The following is a 17,243-nucleotide window of genomic DNA, read 5'->3' as shown; positions in this document are numbered from 1 at the left end:
TCTTAAAGGTGCAAAGACGCAAGACGCAGAATTTCGTTTTGCGTTGTTGTTTTTGTATCGACAATTCCGGAAACGAGACCATTGCTCATGACCAGAATACGGTCTGTTATCCCTAACAACTCTGGCATTTCGGAGGAAATAATAATAATCCCCTTGCCTTTCTTCGCCAGTTCGGCAATTAACTGATAAATTTCGAACTTCGCTCCGACATCAATACCGCGCGTTGGTTCATCGAGCATTAATATTTCTGGTTGCGTAAGCAGCCAGCGCCCAATAATTACCTTTTGCTGATTACCGCCGGAGAGTGAACCAATTTGCGTACGATGTCCCGGCGTTTTTACCCGCATCGAATCAATTACCCACTGGGTATCGCTTTTCATCCGCGAGTTATCCAGCAAGCCAACTTTATTTTTGTAGTTGCGGATATTAGAAATTAACGAGTTAAAGCCAATATCCAGATAGGCATAAATTCCCGTTGAGCGGCGCTCTTCAGTTACCAGTGCAAATCCGTGGTTTATGGCTTCGTTAGCGTTATGGTTATTGATCTTTTTACCGTGCAACGTAATGGTGCCAGCCGATTTCTCGCGAATACCAAATAACGTCTCAACAATATCGGTACGTTTCGCCCCCACCAGACCGGCAATACCGAGGATCTCCCCTTTATGCAGATCAAACGAGACATCGCGAATCGACGGCTGGCGCAGCGACGTCAGATTACGCACTTCCAGAATCACTTCGCCCGGCTTGTTTTCTTTGTCAGGGAAACGCTGGTTAAGAGAGCGTCCAACCATCATGGCGATGATCTTGTCCATCGTTAGCCCTGCCAGCGGTTCGGTAGCGATCCACTGACCGTCGCGCAATACGGTGACTTCATCACATAACTGGAAGATTTCTTCCATTTTATGCGAGATATAAACAATACCGCAGCCGCGCTCTTTTAATTTACGAATAATAGTGAAAAGATGATTGACCTCTTTTTCAGTTAACGAAGATGTCGGTTCATCCATAATCACAATTTTCGCGTTATAGGAAAACGCTTTGGCGATTTCGATCATCTGCATTTGCGAAACGGATAATGTGCCGACGCGCGCACGCGGATCGATATCAATATCCAGCTCATCAAAAATCGCTTTGGTTTCGCGGTACATTTTGTCCTGATCGACAAACATGCCTTTGGTGGGATACCGCCCCAGCCACATGTTGTCCATCACCGAACGTTGCAATACCAGGTTTAATTCCTGGTGTACCATCGAAATACCATTTTCCAGTGCTTCTTTGGCAGAATGGAAATCGATCTCTTTACCCTGGAACAAAATGGTGCCGGAGTCTTTTTGATAAATACCAAACAGGCATTTTAATAATGTTGATTTTCCTGCGCCGTTTTCCCCCATTAATGCATGGATAGAATGTGGCCGGACTTTTAAATTAACGTTATCAAGTGCCTTAACACCCGGAAAAGACTTGTTGATACCGCTCATTTCCAACAAGTATTCCCCGGAAGACGGAGTCGTTGAGCTGACCATATAATTTTACCTTGTTGGCCATACAATAAGGGCGCAGTAAATGACTGCGCCCAATCAGTCTTATTTCTTGCTGAATTCAGCCAGGTTGTCTTTATCTACGCCAACGTAAGGTACGCGGACCACTTTGTTGTCGATTTTCCAGTTGGTACCATCAGCCGCACCTTTGCCATCGGCCAGGTTTTTCGCCAGATCAAAAGTCGCTTTCGCCTGGTTGTTAGCGTCGTTCAATACGGTGCCCGCCAGTGCACCGGATTTCACCAGTGCCAGAGCTTCTGGCAGCGCATCGACACCAAACACTGGAATGCTGGACTTGTTGTGTGCTTTCAGTGCTTCTACTGCGCCCATTGCCATCGCATCGTTGTTGGCGATAACAACTTCGATTTTGTTGGCGTTCGGGCCAGACAGCCAGGCGTCCATCTTATCTTTCGCCTGAGCGGTATCCCACATTGCGGTATCTAACTGTAACTGTTCAGTTTTGATGCCTTTGTCGTTCAGCTCTTTAATCACGTAAGTGGTGCGTGCTTCTGCATCCGGATGGCCCGGTTCACCTTTCAGCAGTACGAATTGAATCTGACCGTCTTTGTTGAGATCCCAACCCTGGTTTGCCGCCCAATGCTTAGCAATCAAATCGCCCTGAATAATGCCGGACTCTTTGGAGTCAGTGCCAACATAGTAGGCTTTATCGTAGCTATCCAGCGCCTTACGAGACGGTTCTTTGTTAAAGAAAACCACCGGCACGTTTTGCCCACGCGCTTTCTCAATCACCGTACCCGCAGCTGCCGGGTCAACCAGGTTGATTGCCAGTGCCTTCACCCCTTTCGCCAGCAATACGTCGATCTGATCGTTCTGCTTGGACTGGTCATTCTGAGAATCATTCATCAGCAGCTGAACATCTGGCGCGGCTTTCGCATCTTGTTCGATAGCCTTGCGCACAACAGACATAAAGTTATCGTCGTACTTATAGATTGTTACACCAATACGGGTATCAGCAGCGTGTGCAGTGGCACCGAATAACATACTGGCCATTACAGCAGACAGGGTTAACACCTTCTTATTCATGGTATCTCCGGTTTTTCTTATGCAGGGTAGTGCTTGAGATAAATGCTCGGCGGGGCAGTAGAGTTAATGAAGTGTTACTGAACGCCGAAGCTCACTTTTTAAAATTCGTTCTTCCATGCCCGGTAACGCTCCAGAAAACGGCTTTAATTGTTGTTATGACGCTATTACCTCGGTGAAAGTGATGATTCACTGTTACATACAGGTTACAGCGTTAAAACGGTGCAATCATAGCTATCACATTGTTAATATACTGTGAAATCACTCACAGATTGAAAGCGGTTACATCGACTGATTTGTTGAGTTAGTGATCGCTGCCGCATTCTGGCGCGTTGCGACAGAATGGCGACGCACTAACGTCGGCATAAAACAGTGGCTGGCGTGAGGATCAATGTTGCCTGCAGCCCCTTGTAAGGCCAGTTCGGTAGCTAATTTTGCCATCGAAGCAATAGGATAACGCACGGTCGTTAATTGTGGGTCGGTGTAACGAGCGATGGGAATATCATCGAAACCGATGATTGAGAGATGTAACGGAATCGCAATACCATTATCTTTTAATGCCGTCAGTGCGCCAGCGGCCATATTGTCGTTGTATGCAAATACAGCGGTAAGTTGTAGATTGCGCCCCAGCAGTTCAACCATCGCCGCCTCACCGCCTGGCATGTCCGGGGTGCCAGTGCCAATCCAGCTTTCCGGCGGAATAATATCCTGCTCTTTCAACGCACTCATCCAGCCTGCTTTGCGCATGGCATCATCTTCAATGCCGTGGCTGGAAGAAAGATAACCAATACGTTGATGCCCGTTATTCAGCAACATGCGCGTCGCCATTCGGGCACCACTGAGATTATCCAGGCAAACGCAACGATGGGCGTACCCCGGCACAACGCGGTTGATTAACACCATACCGGGAATGTTATCCATAAACTGCGCTAATTCATCATCGCTTAACGCTTTTGAATGAACAATCAACGCGTTACAACGCTGGCGAATTAACACCTCAATGGCATGACGCTCTTTTTCCGCTTCATGATAGCTATTACCTATTAGCACATATTTCTGGTGCTGCTGGGCGACGAGATCCACCGCTTTTACCAGCGCGCCAAAAAACGCATCAGAAACGTCCATTACCACCACGCCAATGGTATCGCTAACCTGAGTTGCCAGCGCCTGGGCATTGGCGTTTGGCCGATAATCCAGCTCGCTCACTGCTTTCATTACTGCTTCACGCGTGTCGGCACTGACCAGCGTGCTGTTATTGAGTACCCGGGAAACCGTTGCCACAGAGACGCCAGCCTGACGCGCTACATCACGAATGGTGATCATATTCACTACCTGTTATGAGATTGCAGTAAATGCCTGCTTGCTGGCGGCTATTTTGTCAGCACTGAATACAGGACTTCGTGAATCGAGTCACAGCAATGGAAACGGTTACAACCATTTTGTTAATGAATGTGATCCAGATCGTTATCTCGATGTTTTAGATAATGCAGGTCCGGCAGCACGCAAAGTTAACTGACGCCAGAGCCATTCCACCGGCCCCTGACGGAAGTAACGCAGCCAGATAACAGAGAAGAGAATATTCGCCAGCCATACCGGAATAACAAACGCCAGCAATTCCAGACGGTCAAACTGCATAAACAAACCGAGGTGATAAAAAAGCGTGGTACAAATCAGCGTTTGCAATAGATAGTTGGTCAGCGCCATCCGTCCGACGCAGGCGATCGCGAGCACCAGCTTAAAGCGGCTCAATTGCGGCCAGAAACCATAAAACAGCGACGCATAGCCAACCGCCTGAAACGGCGCACTCAGTTCCCGCGGCATCTGAAGTAAGAAGGCGCACCAGCGATATGCCCAGTCCAGCCGCCATTGCAGGGCGATCGCTGGAAGGTTAATGATCACCCCAATCGCCACCAGCACAAAACCGGTACGCCGATAATGGCGCAAGCTAAACTGCCCTTTCAGCCAGCCACTGCGCATCAGCGCCGCGCCAATTAGCATCATTCCTGCCAGTTGCCAGCCATACTGTGCGCCCAGTGCCAGTAAACTGTTCCCAACTCCATCGGCACGGTTACCGATCGCTTCAACGCCGCCATGAAGCTTCCAGTATTTTTCATACAAAATAGCCGATGCATCCGGCGTCCAGGCGCGGCTGGTCTGACTGTCTGAAATCAACCCCAACAACAGCAAAACGCCAAGCCCCACCAGATAAAGCATGACGCCGGTATTAAACAGGCTTTTTACCGATGGCGCATCGCGCACCAGCCGCCAACAGATTAAGCCCACCAGCCCGTAAGCCAACAGAATATCGCCGTCCCAGAACAATAAACCGTGAATAAAGCCCAACAAGACTAACAGTGTTAACCGCGACTGGATCCAGCGTTTGCCACGGGGTAGCAACATTTGCAGGCCAGCACCAAACAGCAACGCAAAAAGCGTGAGGAATTTCACCTGACCGATGAGATCGTGTAATGCCCAGGTCCATGCATCCTGCGGCGTAATAGCGCCGTACCAGGCGGGATTGAGATAAGCCGCCTTTGGTAACCCAAAGGCGCTGATGTTTAATAGCAGGATCCCCAGAATGGCGACGCCGCGAACAAAATCGAGCGTGACGTTGCGCTCCATGGTTCCTGCCTTTTAATCAGTTGTGATGACGCACAGCGCGCAGAAACTCGTGGCGCGTATTCTGACTGGATTTGAACAATCCACCAAGAGAGGTCGTTGTCGTGGCACTGGTTGCATCGCGGATGCCACGCGCCTTCACGCAGTAATGTACCGCATCGATAGAGACAGCCACGTTATTGGTGCCCAGCAGCGTTTGTAGCGCAATGAGAATTTGCTGCGTCAGACGTTCCTGCACCTGCGGACGCTGGGCAAAGAACTGCACGATACGGTTAATTTTTGACAGACCGATCACCGAATCTTTCGGAATATAGGCCACCGTCGCTTTGCCATCGATGGTAACAAAATGGTGTTCACAGGTACTGGTCAGGGTGATATCGCGCACGGTAACCATTTCATCGACCTTCATTTTGTTTTCAATGAGGGTGATTTTCGGGAAATTGGCGTAATCCAGACCGGAGAAAATTTCATCGACATACATTTTAGCGATGCGATGCGGCGTTTCCATCAAACTGTCATCAGCCAGGTCGAGATTCAGCAACTGCATGATTTCGGTCATATGACCAGCAATAAGACTTTTGCGCGTTTCGTTATCCATTTCATGCACGGGCGGGCGCAGCGGTGTTTCCAGTCCTCGCGCAACTAACGCTTCATGAACCAGGGCCGCTTCTTTACTGAGTGATGGCATTTATGATTTCTCCTGCAGGTGTGACGCCTCCGCCCTGCGTGGGGGCAAAGTTATTAAGCTGATTTACAGCCTGATTATTGTGCGTGAGGCGGCGCACATAATCCAGTATTCACAGCGATAATTATTGTAATTGCCGCTGCCTTTCATCAGCAGATGTTAAAACATCGTTATGTATATACGGAAGTGAAAGTTACTCACAGCACATTGAATAAACGGTATGATGAAGAAATTGCAAACAACACAACAAGGAGCCACGCATGGAAATGCTCGAAGAGCACCGCTGTTTTGAAGGCTGGCAACAACGCTGGCGGCACGACTCCAGTACCTTAAATTGCCCGATGACGTTCAGCATCTTTCTTCCACCGCCTCGCGATCACACCCCGCCGCCGGTGCTGTACTGGCTCTCCGGATTAACCTGCAATGACGAGAACTTCACCACCAAAGCGGGGGCCCAACGCGTAGCGGCGGAACTGGGGATTGTACTGGTGATGCCAGACACCAGTCCGCGCGGCGAACAAGTAGCCAACGACGACGGCTACGATTTAGGTCAGGGCGCGGGGTTTTATCTCAACGCAACACAAAAACCGTGGGCGACGCATTACAGGATGTACGATTATCTGCGCGATGAATTACCGACTCTCATTCAATCGCAATTTAACGTCAGCGATCGCTGCGCTATTAGCGGTCATTCCATGGGTGGTCACGGCGCATTGATTATGGCGCTGAAAAATCCTGGCAAATACACCAGTGTTTCCGCCTTTGCGCCGATTGTGAATCCGTGCAGCGTCCCGTGGGGAATAAAAGCGTTTAGCACTTATCTGGGTGAGGATAAAAATGACTGGATGGAATGGGACAGTTGCGCGCTGATGTATGCGAGTAATGCGCAGGATGCGATCCCGACACTGATTGATCAGGGCGATAATGATCAGTTTCTTGCCGACCAGCTACAACCCGCAGTGCTGGCAGAAGCCGCGCGTCAAAAAGCGTGGCCGATGACGCTGCGTATTCAGCCGGGATATGATCACAGTTACTACTTTATTGCCTCTTTTATAGAGGATCATCTGCGCTTCCATGCGCAGTATTTACAGAAATAATCACCAGCAGAGGGTATTTTCCAGCGCCGTACTAAAATTATGGTCATCTGCGTGCGGGGCTGGAGACTTCTGGTTTAAATCTGTCAGTTGCTGGCGTACCTGTAGTCGCCCTGCCCCTTCGCCGCTGGAACTATTTTCGTTGAAATTACGCATTTCTGCTTCGAACAATATGGCATCGAGATTTTGCAATTTATTCAGCGCGCGCAGAAGAGAAATGAGAGTATCAAGATTTAAACTTCCCCCCTTTTCAATCCGCTTGACCGTTGCTATGCCCACCAATGCACGCTCGGCTAACTGCTGTTGGGTCAATGATAATGAGATACGCGTTTCTTTAATGCGAGCGCACAGTGATAAAATAATTTCGTTGTTATTCATCGTATTATATTTCATCTTACGCATCCTTTTTTCTTGGCTGCAATTTGCTCAGACAGCCATGATAAGTTTCACGGTATTTAGCGCTCATATCCTTTCCGGTTTCATACATCGCGGAAATTATCTCATCCAGCGTAATGCACGGCTCGCTTATGCGACTCAACGCCATCGTCGTTGCGTTGATAGCTTTCACAGCTGAAATAGCATTTCGTTCAATACAAGGAATTTGTACCTGCCCGCCAACTGGATCACAGGTCAAACCTAAATGATGCTCCATCGCAATTTCTGCCGCGCTAAGTACCTGAGCCACTGACCCGCCCATAAGTTCTGCTAATCCTGCTGCCGCCATTGAACTGGCAACACCTATTTCCCCCTGACATCCAACTTCAGAACCCAGAATAGAGGCATTTTTTTTGAACAGAATGGCGATGGCACCAGCGGTCAGTAAAAAGCGGGTAACGGAGTATGTATCAAGCTCGTGAATGAATTTATCATACCAGCACAGTACAGCCGGGATAATACCGCTCGCGCCGTTGGTGGGTGCTGTCACGACACGTCCACCCGCAGCATTTTCTTCGCTCACCGCAATGGCAAAAGTATTGACCCAATTGAGCGTAGTCAGGAAGTCATTGGAAAACCCCTTTGACTGCAACGATTTATATAAAGCACAGGCACGACGGTTAACCTGAAACGGACCTGGAAGTAATCCTTCTGTATGCATCCCGCGATAAACCGCATCCTTCATTACTTCCCATTTTTTATGAAGATCGTCATGCAAAAAAGCTGCTGTCTGGCAGTGCAGTTCGTTTTTCATCATTAATGCCGCGACAGATAATCCGTTTTGCTGACAAAGTTTTAATAATTCGTTTGCGTTCTGGAATTCAAAAGGATGTGGAGTGACTGATGGAGGAATAATCGCCTCTCCTGCTTTTATCACTTGACCGTCGCCGATAGAAAACCAGGTTTCTTCATAAAGTGTAAACCAGTCATCTCTGGCACGAAATGTCATCGCATAAGGGTGCCCCGGATGCGCTTGTAGATTAGAAAGAATGGATACACTGACGTTGACACCAGGCATAACTTCCAGCGTCGCCTCAGTTTCTGCACGCCTGATGGCGGACATTTCCATGCGAATGTCAACGCTGTCAGGTAAGTGTCCTTGCAAACCGAGATAAATCGCCACATCAACATTATGGCACTTGCGGCTTAATGACAGCGCACCATAAAGTTCGACATCAAGTTTCCGCAACAAAGGTAACATTTCTTGCTGTTTCAATTGTGACACAAAATTATAAGCCGCACGCATTGGCCCGACTGTGCGGGAACTGGATGGACCAATAACTATCTTGAATATATCTATGCAGCTTTCCATATTTTTAAATGATTCCTTCAACGTTGAAAAATAGTTATTCTTTATATCCTGGTAAAGATATCAAAAATGGTACTTTTAGTATCTTATTATTTCAAAGTATCAAAAAAAGTACTTTTTTATCTTTTATTTAACATTCACAACTGTGATTGTCAGATACATCAGCCTCTATGAAATCTTATTATAATCATTGCAGATAAAAAGGAGCGGTAAATGACGATTATTTATTTCTTGTCGCCAACAGGCATCGACATCACCCAAAAATGTCTGGAAGATTATCTGCAACATTTAAAGATTTCCCCCTCGGTGTTTTCGCTAACAACGAATTACAGTGGGCAAATAAATAAAGAGTATCTAAAGCTAGTATTACCAGATGATGTTACCAACCCTGCTTTTTATGCTGGTTTACGTCACCGTGCTGATAATCATCAGTTTGATTTTTTCCGTAAACCCAGGGTCTTACCGGATCAGGGAATTATTGCCTTTGATATGGATTCCACCTTTGTTGAAGAAGAAGGTGTCGATGAAATAGCCCGTAGACTCGGCATCTCTGAAAAAATCACCGCACTGACCCGTGAAGCGATGGAAGGGAAAATCGATTTTGATACCAGTTTTACCCGGCGAATTGCCATGCTTAAAGGAACGCATAAAGATATATTGCATCAAGTTTGTGAACAGATGACTCTTTCACCAGGTCTTGAAACTATTCTTCCCATACTAAAAGAAAAAGGATTCAAGACGGCAATTATATCTGGAGGTTTGGATATTTTTACTGAGCGATTGAAGGAAAAATATCAACTTGATTTTGCATTTTCTAACTCTGTGCGCATTAAGGAAGATCTGTTAACTGATACAATTACCTTACCTATTATGAATGCAGAAAAGAAAAAGCAAACCCTGATAAATTTAGCGACAGAGTTAGCTATCTGCCGTGAAAACATCATTGCCTGTGGAGATGGTGCCAATGATATTCCTATGCTTTTGCATGCCGGGAATGGCGTGGCATGGAAAGCAAAACCTAAAACCCGGGAAAAAATTGCTGACCAGATTAATTTTAATGGTTTTGAGTCGCTTCTCTTTTTTATAGAAGAAAAATTATAGCGCCATAAGGTTCACAGAAAAGGAAACTCACAATGAGTTTGAAAAAATTTATTTTCAGCCAGGCCGACCAACCGGTGGTCAAACCAAAAGAAGAAGTTGATCATACTTATAAAAAATTTCGCATTGAAATCATCACCTCTGTATTTATCTCTTATGCCGTATTTTACTTAACCCGCAAGAATTTCTCTGCGGCCATGCCAGCGATGTTAACGGATACGTCATTAACCGCACAAGATTTCGCTATCATGTCGTCGGTCTTTTACATTCTTTATGGCTCTATGAAGTTTGTAGGTGGCATGTTAGTCGATAAAATTAACCCACGAGCGATGACTGGCCCCGTACTTATTGGCGTCGGTATTGTTAACATTCTTTTCGGTTTTTCAGACAGCGTTGCTGCGTTCTATATCCTGTATAGCCTTAATGCTATTCTCCAGGGTACCAGTTTTCCGCCAATGGCAAAAATTATGGCCTCGTGGTTCTCGAAAAATGAACGCGGACGCTGGTGGGCAGTTGTTGAAGCTGCGCATAATATTGGCGGTAGTCTTGCGCCTCTCCTGACAAGCTTTGCTATTGCTTTTAGTGGCAGCTGGAAGATGGGCTTTTATGTTCCGGGTGTAATCTCACTGATTATGGGGATTGTTGCCTTGTTTACGATAAAAGATCGTCCCGGCACGCTCGGTTTGCCTAACGTCGGTAAGTGGCGCAACGACCCGACAGAACTTGCACAAGTTAAAGCAAGTCCGGTTGATCTCAGTTTTTGGCAAATATTCGTTAAATATATTCTTACCAACCCATTAGTTTGGCTCATTATCCTCGGGGATATGTCGGTCTATATTGCACGCACCATCCTCAATGACTGGCCACAAATTTATTATTCTCAGGTTCATAACTGGAGCCTGATTAAAGCGAACTCCATTATATCCTGGTTTGAAGCAGGTGGACTTGCTGGGGGATTACTGGCGGGGTACTTGTCCGATTTCATGTTTAAAAGTAACCGCTGGATGACCGGATTAATCTTTGCCATCGCTTTATGTATTTGCATCGTTCTCGTACCGCTGGTGCAGGACGTCTCCTACACATTAACGGCTATTCTGTTTACAATCATGGGGTTTGCATTGTATGGACCGCATATGTTATTCGCTGTCGGGTGTCTTGATGTTACGCATAAAGATGCGGCAGGTTCCATTACTGGATTCAGGGGCTTGTTTAGTTATTTAGGCGCGGCAATGGCAGGGCTTCCAGTTATTATGGTGAAAAACAGTTGGGAATGGTCAGGAGTGTATATTTACGCAGTCATTACCATTTTGCTGACAACATTTTCACTGGCCTTACTGGCAAAATTTCATCGGTTATAAAGCCAGAAGCGAATTTCTGGGATTATGCCCGGCGGGATCGACGCCGGGCATCTTCGCATCAGAAGCGATAATCCACTGCCATAAAGTAACGACGTCCGTCTTCGTTATAGCTGTAGTCGTCACGACTGAGATCCTTGTCGCCAAGGTTCAGCACGCCTGCGCGCAGTTTGACGTCTTTAGTCACCTGCCAGGCCGCGCCGGTATTCCAGATGGTATAACCGCCCGGTGTTTTAGCCGTCGCGCTGTCGGCGCGTTTCTGCCCGGTATAATGACCAGAAACATAGAATGACCAGTCTTCCAGCGCCAGCGGTTTCCAGTCCAGCGTACCGTTAGCGGTATGGAACGGCAGATCGGACAACGGTTTGTTTTCGCCGTTGCTGACATCACGACCATCGTTGTAGGTGTAGTTGATCGACAGTTTCCATTCATCGTTGAACGGAATTTTCAGTTCGGTTTCCACGCCCTGAATACGTGCTTTGTTAACGTTGTAGTAGCTGAATACTGGCACACCGTCCGCTGTAAAACCGACAAAGTTTTGGTAGCCCGGAGCAGCATTGACGTCAGACGTACGGCTGATGCTGATACGATCTTTTACATCGTTGCGGAAAACGGTCACGCTGGATTCAACCCCTTCCAGCCAACCTTCTTCACCCATGTAGTAAAGCCCGAGCTCCCAACTTTCGCTGGTTTCAGGTTTCAGATCCGGGCTACCCACAATCTTGCATGCGCCACGGCAGGAATTGCTCGTCCAGTCAGGGCTAAGTTGCAACAGAGAAGGCGCTTTAAATGCCGTCGCCCAGCCCCCTTTCACCGTTACGGTGTCGGTGGCGTTATAAACCAGGTAGGCACGAGGACTCCAGTGTTCACCGTAGGTTTCGTGATCGTCCATACGCACGCCGGTCGTCAGCGCCAGCGGCTCGAAGATCCGCCATTCATCTTCCACAAACAGCGCGTACTGGCTGGCAGACGTTTTGGAGCTGGTTCCCCCGGTCAGGTTCACCGCATCGCTAAGTTTGTCGTGACGCCATTCACCGCCAACCGTGAGAAACTGATTAATCGCCGTCAGTGGCAACGTGTATTTACCATCGACCGTATTGCTTTCGGAAGTAATCGGGCTGCTGTTGCCAGGGTTTTTGTTTTCGACTTTCTCACCGTAGTATTTCAGTTCGCTGGTGCCGTAATCCCAACGCCCATTATGGCTGACGGAGTAGTTCTGACGTTCCAGGCGGTTTTTGTCCAGCGAGTCGGAATCACGATCCTGACGGTCAAAACCGTATCCGGCAGTAAAATCGTGATTTTGATTCGGTGTCCAGGCAAATTCAACATTGCCGTCGCGGCTGGAGAATCCTTCAATACGCGGCGTTTCTCCGGTATCGGTGGTGGTTGAGTTTTGCGGGTTATCCTTTTCACGTTTTGCCAGGCTGCCGTAAGCTTTCATTCCAAGCACACCGTCAATTAATGGCCCGCTGGTAAAGAACTGACCGTTATAGGTATCACCGCGATCGCGATGTTCCTGAATGGTGGTATCGACAGTAACGGTACCCGACCATTTCTGACCGATTTTTTTGGTGATGATATTCACGACACCGCCGAGCGCATCGGAACCGTACAGCGACGACATCGGGCCACGGACCACTTCAATACGTTCGATGGAATCGACCGGGATCCAGTTCAGATCGAAATCATTGTGGCGGAAGACGGCATTGCGGGAGTTAACGCGTTTACCGTCGACGAGAATCAGGGTGTAGCTGCTGTCCAGACCACGAATACTAACGCCCTTACGGTTATCCCCTTCGTTCGTCAGTTGTACGCCAGGCACTTCTTTGAGGACATCCTTCAGATTCTGTACCGGTTTTCGCTGCAGGTCTTCCTGGGTAATGACGCTGATACTGGCGGGTGCATCTTTAAGGTTTTGCTCAACGGAAGATGCAGTGACAACCATCGTTTCGCCATCATCATCGACCGCTAACACAGGCCATGCACAAGAAATAGCGGACAAACACAGCCCGACCCGTACGAAAGGGTTCAACCTAAACATTCCATATCTCCATGAGGTAACTACGAAAATAAAATGGGTTATCGCTCACATCTTTTTCACGTCCCCTTGCGTACGGCAGCATCGCGGTGGACTTATTTGTATGCAGGTGATCATTCCAGAAAGCCGGAACAGCCCCTGATTTGTCAGCCTTTTTTGATTTCGGCGTAACGATAATGCAAACGATAACAATTATCAATCCAAATGTTAAAATTTATATCCACATGATTTGTCAGGGAAATAGAATTGAAAAAGCCCTCTCGGTTGAGAGGGCTTAGCAAGGAAGGGAGGAAACTTATTTCTTATCGTTCTGCGGGAACTTCATTTCGCTGTAGCGTACGAAGTGAGTTCCTTTAATCAGCTTGTATCCGAACCAGATAATCAGGAACAGCGGGATACCAATATATGTTGCCGCTACGCCGCCCCAGTCAATGGTGTCTTTCAGGAACGCTTCGTAGTTCTGGCCCAGTGTGATAATCAGACACAGAATGAATGCGAAGATCGGCCCCAGTGGGAAGAAGCCTGAACGGTACGGCAGATCGTTAATGTCGTGTCCCTGCAATACGTAACCGCGACGGAAGCGGTAGTGGCTAATGGCAATCCCCAGCCAGGCGATAAAACCCGTCATCCCGGAGGTGTTCAGCAGCCACAGGTATACCGTCTGGTTGCCAAACATGGAGGTCAGGAAGCACAGACCGGCAATCACCGTCGTCGCATACAGCGCGTTACGCGGCACGCCACCACGCGACAATTTAGCGAAAATGCGCGGCGCTTTACCGTCACACGCCAGGGTGTACAGCATACGAGTAGACGCATACATACCGGAGTTACCCGCTGACAGCACCGCCGTCAGAATAACAGCGTTCATCACCGCCGCCGCAGAGAGCAGACCCGCGTGTTGGAATACCAGGGTGAACGGACTGACGCTGATGTCTTTCACATCATTACGCAGCAGGCTCGGATCGGTGTACGGAATAATCAGGCTGATGATCAGGATCGCGAATACATAGAACAACAGGATTCGCCAGAACACCTGACGTACCGCGCGTGGAATGTTTTTCGCCGGATCTTCGGACTCGCCTGCAGCAATACCGATCAGCTCGGTACCCTGGAAAGAGAAGCCGACAATCATTGCCACGCCGATCATTGCCGCAAAACCACCAGCAAACGGTGCTTCGCCGATTGTCCAGTTGCTCCAGCCCGCAGGCTGTGCGCCTTTGAAGATACCGATAATCATCAGCACGCCGACAACAATAAAGACAATAACCGTCGTAACCTTGATCAGTGAGAACCAGTATTCTGCTTCACCAAAGCCACGGACCGAAATGTAGTTCAGCAGGAAGATAACGCCGAGGAACAGCGCACTCCAGATCCAACCGGGTGTATCCGGGAACCACCAGCTCATAACCAGCTGCGCAGCAACCAGGTCAACGGCAATAGTCACAGCCCAGTTGTACCAGTAGTTCCAGCCCAGCGCGAAGCCAAAGCCTTCTTCAACATAGTTCTGACCGTAAGTGGCAAACGAACCGGAAACCGGCATGTAAGCAGCCAGTTCACCGAGACTGGTCATCAGGAAGTAAACCATCAGGCCAATCAACATATACGAGAGCAATGCCCCGCCCGGACCTGCCTGAGAAATCGTTGCGCCAGAGGCAACAAAAAGACCTGTACCGATGGAACCGCCAATGGCAATCATCGTCAGGTGACGCGCCTTTAATTCACGGCGTAAGCCCGGCGCTTCTGTGGTTTTAGTTTCGGAAACCATACAAAAATGCTATCCATCTTAAAAATGAGGCGCGATTGTAGCAGACGATTGGCAATCCTTCCGGCAGAAATACACGGTTATAAGACACCTTCATGATCGCCCCGGGATTATAAGTAAAGCAGCCAATCTCTTTTCTGGCGAATGCATGCTGCGGGCGCTGCGTCACGAAATCGACACAGCACCAGCATGTTCTTGTACAGCAACTTAACGCGGTACATTCGCGGGATCGCAATAGTCCAGAAAGCGCCGTAGCGCGTTGGAAAGGTGTTTTTGCCGATGATGTATACGCCACAACGTACGCATCAGGCGCGGCAGAGGGACCGCAACTTCACTTAATGTGCCTGCCTGCAATTGATCTTCAATGACCCGTCGCGACAGGCAACTAATTCCCAATCCATGACGCACCGCATGTTTGATTGCCTCGGAGTTACCTAATTCCATTGCCATCTCAAACTTCGGTAAATGTGACAGCAACAGATAATCGACAATCTCCCGCGTGCCGGAACCGCGTTCACGCAGGATCCACGGCGCGGCAGCCAGCTGCTCTAAGGTGACCGGACCACGAGCCAACGGCGAAGTCGGCGCGGCGAAAACCACCAGCTCGTCTTCCAGCCACGGTTCAGAGATGATTTCAGTGCTGTGGCACGGTCCTTCAATAAAGCCAATATCAACGCGGAAATCCAGCACCGCTTGCATCACGTCCTGGCTGTTCCCAACGCTAAGTTCAATCGGCAACTGCGGATAATCATGGCGATAACGGGCAATGACTGCAGGCAGAATGTAGTTACCGATAGTACTACTGGCATAGATACGAATCGCGCCGTTGTCTTCGCGAAACAGTTGTTCGATTTCAATCGCCTGTTCAAGCAGTGCCAACGCACGCGGATAGAGCAGCCGCCCGTGTTCATTAACAACCAGTCTTTTCCCCACGCGATCAAACAGTTGCACGCCAAGCTGCCCTTCCAGGTCAGTCAAGGCTGCGCTCACTGCTGATTGCGACAACGCCAGCATCACCGACGCCTGGGTGGTTGATCCACTTTTCAATACTTCTGCAAAAACTTCCAACTGCCGGAGGGTGATGTGCATAGTCGCTTACCACTTATAAAGATTGATTATAAATATATAATCAATTTTATTTTTAAACCAGTTAGTCGTAACCTTATGCCCGGTTAAAGGAGAGGGTTATGACGAATATCACCTTACAGAAACAACATCGTACACTGTGGCATTTTATTCCGGGGTTAGCCCTGAGTGCAGTTATCACCGGGGTCGCCCTGTGGGGTGGTTCCATTCCCGCGGTTGCGGGTGCCGGGTTTAGTGCCCTCACCCTCGCAATCTTGTTGGGGATGGTTTTAGGCAACACCATCTATCCGCGCATATGGAAAAGCTGTGACGGTGGCGTGCTGTTTGCCAAGCAATATTTATTACGTCTGGGTATCATTCTTTATGGCTTCCGTCTGACGTTCTCGCAAATTGCCGATGTCGGTATCAGTGGGATCATCATTGACGTGCTGACGCTGTCCAGTACCTTCCTGCTGGCTTGTTTCCTGGGGCAGAAAGTGTTTGGTCTGGATAAGCACACCAGCTGGTTGATCGGTGCCGGTAGCAGTATCTGTGGTGCTGCCGCGGTACTGGCGACTGAGCCGGTAGTGAAAGCGGAAGCCAGTAAAGTAACCGTGGCTGTTGCAACCGTTGTTATCTTCGGGACCGTCGCGATTTTCCTCTACCCGGCGATATATCCGCTGATGTCTCAATGGTTTAGTCCGGAAACTTTCGGTATCTACATTGGTTCTACTGTGCACGAAGTGGCGCAGGTGGTGGCGGCAGGTCATGCCATCAGCCCGGATGCAGAAAACGCAGCAGTTATTTCCAAAATGCTGCGCGTGATGATGCTGGCTCCGTTCCTCATCCTGCTGGCGGCGCGTGTTAAACAGCTGTCTGGGGCGAACAGCGGCGAGAAAAGCAAAATCACTATTCCGTGGTTTGCCATCTTGTTCATCGTCGTTGCCATCTTTAACTCGTTCCACCTGTTACCGCAGAGCGTAGTGAATATGCTGGTAACGCTGGATACCTTCCTGCTGGCAATGGCGATGGCGGCGCTGGGTCTGACCACTCACGTCAGCGCGCTGAAAAAAGCCGGGGCGAAACCTCTGCTGATGGCTCTGGTACTGTTTGCCTGGCTGATTGTTGGTGGTGGTGCGATTAACTATGTGATTCAAAGCGTCATCGCATAAACCACTACATCTTGCTCCTGTTAACCCGCTAT

General features: G+C 48.7%; 14 protein-coding genes. 4 read left to right on the top strand and 10 right to left on the bottom strand.

Annotated features, from left to right (window positions below; translation table 11 throughout):
- Positions 1-2 precede the first annotated feature (2 nt).
- The 5 genes from mglA to folE form a co-directional block, all read right to left on the bottom strand.
- Complete coding sequence (gene mglA, locus ATB02_RS11360; protein ID WP_000255032.1) at positions 3-1,523, bottom strand: galactose/methyl galactoside ABC transporter ATP-binding protein MglA; 1,521 nt, start codon at positions 1,521-1,523, stop codon at positions 3-5.
- A 60-nt stretch (positions 1,524-1,583) separates the two neighbouring features.
- Complete coding sequence (mglB, locus tag ATB02_RS11355) at positions 1,584-2,582, bottom strand: galactose/glucose ABC transporter substrate-binding protein MglB (RefSeq protein WP_001036981.1); 999 nt, start codon at positions 2,580-2,582, stop codon at positions 1,584-1,586.
- Positions 2,583-2,861: 279 nt separating this feature from the next.
- Complete coding sequence (gene galS, locus ATB02_RS11350; protein ID WP_105271587.1) at positions 2,862-3,902, bottom strand: HTH-type transcriptional regulator GalS; 1,041 nt, start codon at positions 3,900-3,902, stop codon at positions 2,862-2,864.
- A gap of 141 nt (positions 3,903-4,043) precedes the next feature.
- Complete coding sequence (gene yeiB / locus ATB02_RS11340; RefSeq protein WP_105271585.1) at positions 4,044-5,201, bottom strand: DUF418 domain-containing protein YeiB; 1,158 nt, start codon at positions 5,199-5,201, stop codon at positions 4,044-4,046.
- A 16-nt stretch (positions 5,202-5,217) separates the two neighbouring features.
- Positions 5,218-5,886, bottom strand: a complete 669-nt coding sequence (folE, locus tag ATB02_RS11335; protein ID WP_001139613.1) for a GTP cyclohydrolase I FolE — start codon at positions 5,884-5,886, stop codon at positions 5,218-5,220.
- 257 nt (positions 5,887-6,143) lie between these two features.
- On the opposite strand from folE, the gene yeiG reads away from it, so the two are divergent.
- The gene (gene yeiG, locus ATB02_RS11320) at positions 6,144-6,980 is read left to right on the top strand and encodes an S-formylglutathione hydrolase (RefSeq protein WP_105271584.1); all 837 of its coding nucleotides are present in this window, start codon (positions 6,144-6,146) and stop codon (positions 6,978-6,980) included.
- Here the strand turns inward: yeiG and ATB02_RS11315 are convergent, their stop codons facing one another.
- Positions 6,981-7,370 (bottom strand): helix-turn-helix domain-containing protein, encoded by a 390-nt coding sequence (locus tag ATB02_RS11315; protein WP_001353094.1) that lies wholly within the window; start codon positions 7,368-7,370, stop codon positions 6,981-6,983.
- Position 7,371: 1 nt separating this feature from the next.
- On the bottom strand, positions 7,372-8,724 hold the full coding sequence (locus ATB02_RS11310) for an L-serine ammonia-lyase (RefSeq protein WP_105271583.1): 1,353 nt from the start codon (positions 8,722-8,724) through the stop codon (positions 7,372-7,374).
- 210 nt (positions 8,725-8,934) lie between these two features.
- Here ATB02_RS11310 and serB point away from each other — a divergent pair, with 210 nt between their 5' ends.
- Positions 8,935-9,822, top strand: a complete 888-nt coding sequence (serB, locus tag ATB02_RS11305) for a phosphoserine phosphatase SerB (RefSeq protein WP_000152722.1) — start codon at positions 8,935-8,937, stop codon at positions 9,820-9,822.
- A gap of 32 nt (positions 9,823-9,854) precedes the next feature.
- The gene (locus tag ATB02_RS11300) at positions 9,855-11,177 is read left to right on the top strand and encodes an MFS transporter (protein WP_000053687.1); all 1,323 of its coding nucleotides are present in this window, start codon (positions 9,855-9,857) and stop codon (positions 11,175-11,177) included.
- Positions 11,178-11,235: 58 nt separating this feature from the next.
- On the opposite strand, the gene cirA is transcribed toward ATB02_RS11300, so the two are convergent.
- The 3 genes from cirA to yieE all read right to left on the bottom strand — a co-directional run bounded on the left by cirA (position 11,236) and on the right by yieE (position 16,063).
- Complete coding sequence (gene cirA, locus ATB02_RS11295; protein WP_105271582.1) at positions 11,236-13,215, bottom strand: catecholate siderophore receptor CirA; 1,980 nt, start codon at positions 13,213-13,215, stop codon at positions 11,236-11,238.
- 292 nt (positions 13,216-13,507) lie between these two features.
- Complete coding sequence (gene lysP, locus ATB02_RS11285; RefSeq protein WP_000253276.1) at positions 13,508-14,977, bottom strand: lysine-specific permease; 1,470 nt, start codon at positions 14,975-14,977, stop codon at positions 13,508-13,510.
- Positions 14,978-15,181: 204 nt separating this feature from the next.
- Positions 15,182-16,063 carry a DNA-binding transcriptional regulator YeiE gene (gene yieE / locus ATB02_RS11275; RefSeq protein ID WP_000548286.1) on the bottom strand — a complete coding sequence of 294 codons (882 nt, stop codon included), beginning with the start codon at positions 16,061-16,063 and terminating at the stop codon, positions 15,182-15,184.
- Positions 16,064-16,161: 98 nt separating this feature from the next.
- Between yieE and ATB02_RS11270 the strand changes: the two genes are divergently transcribed.
- Positions 16,162-17,211 (top strand): YeiH family protein, encoded by a 1,050-nt coding sequence (locus ATB02_RS11270; RefSeq protein WP_032303367.1) that lies wholly within the window; start codon positions 16,162-16,164, stop codon positions 17,209-17,211.
- The last annotated feature ends 32 nt before the right edge of the window (positions 17,212-17,243 follow it).

Source organism: Escherichia sp. MOD1-EC5189 (genome assembly GCF_002966045.1).
In the GTDB taxonomy this organism is placed as follows: Bacteria; Pseudomonadota; Gammaproteobacteria; order Enterobacterales; family Enterobacteriaceae; genus Escherichia; species Escherichia coli_F.
The sequence above is the reverse complement of the archived record's forward strand: the minus strand, read 5'-3'. Positions and strand labels throughout refer to the sequence as shown.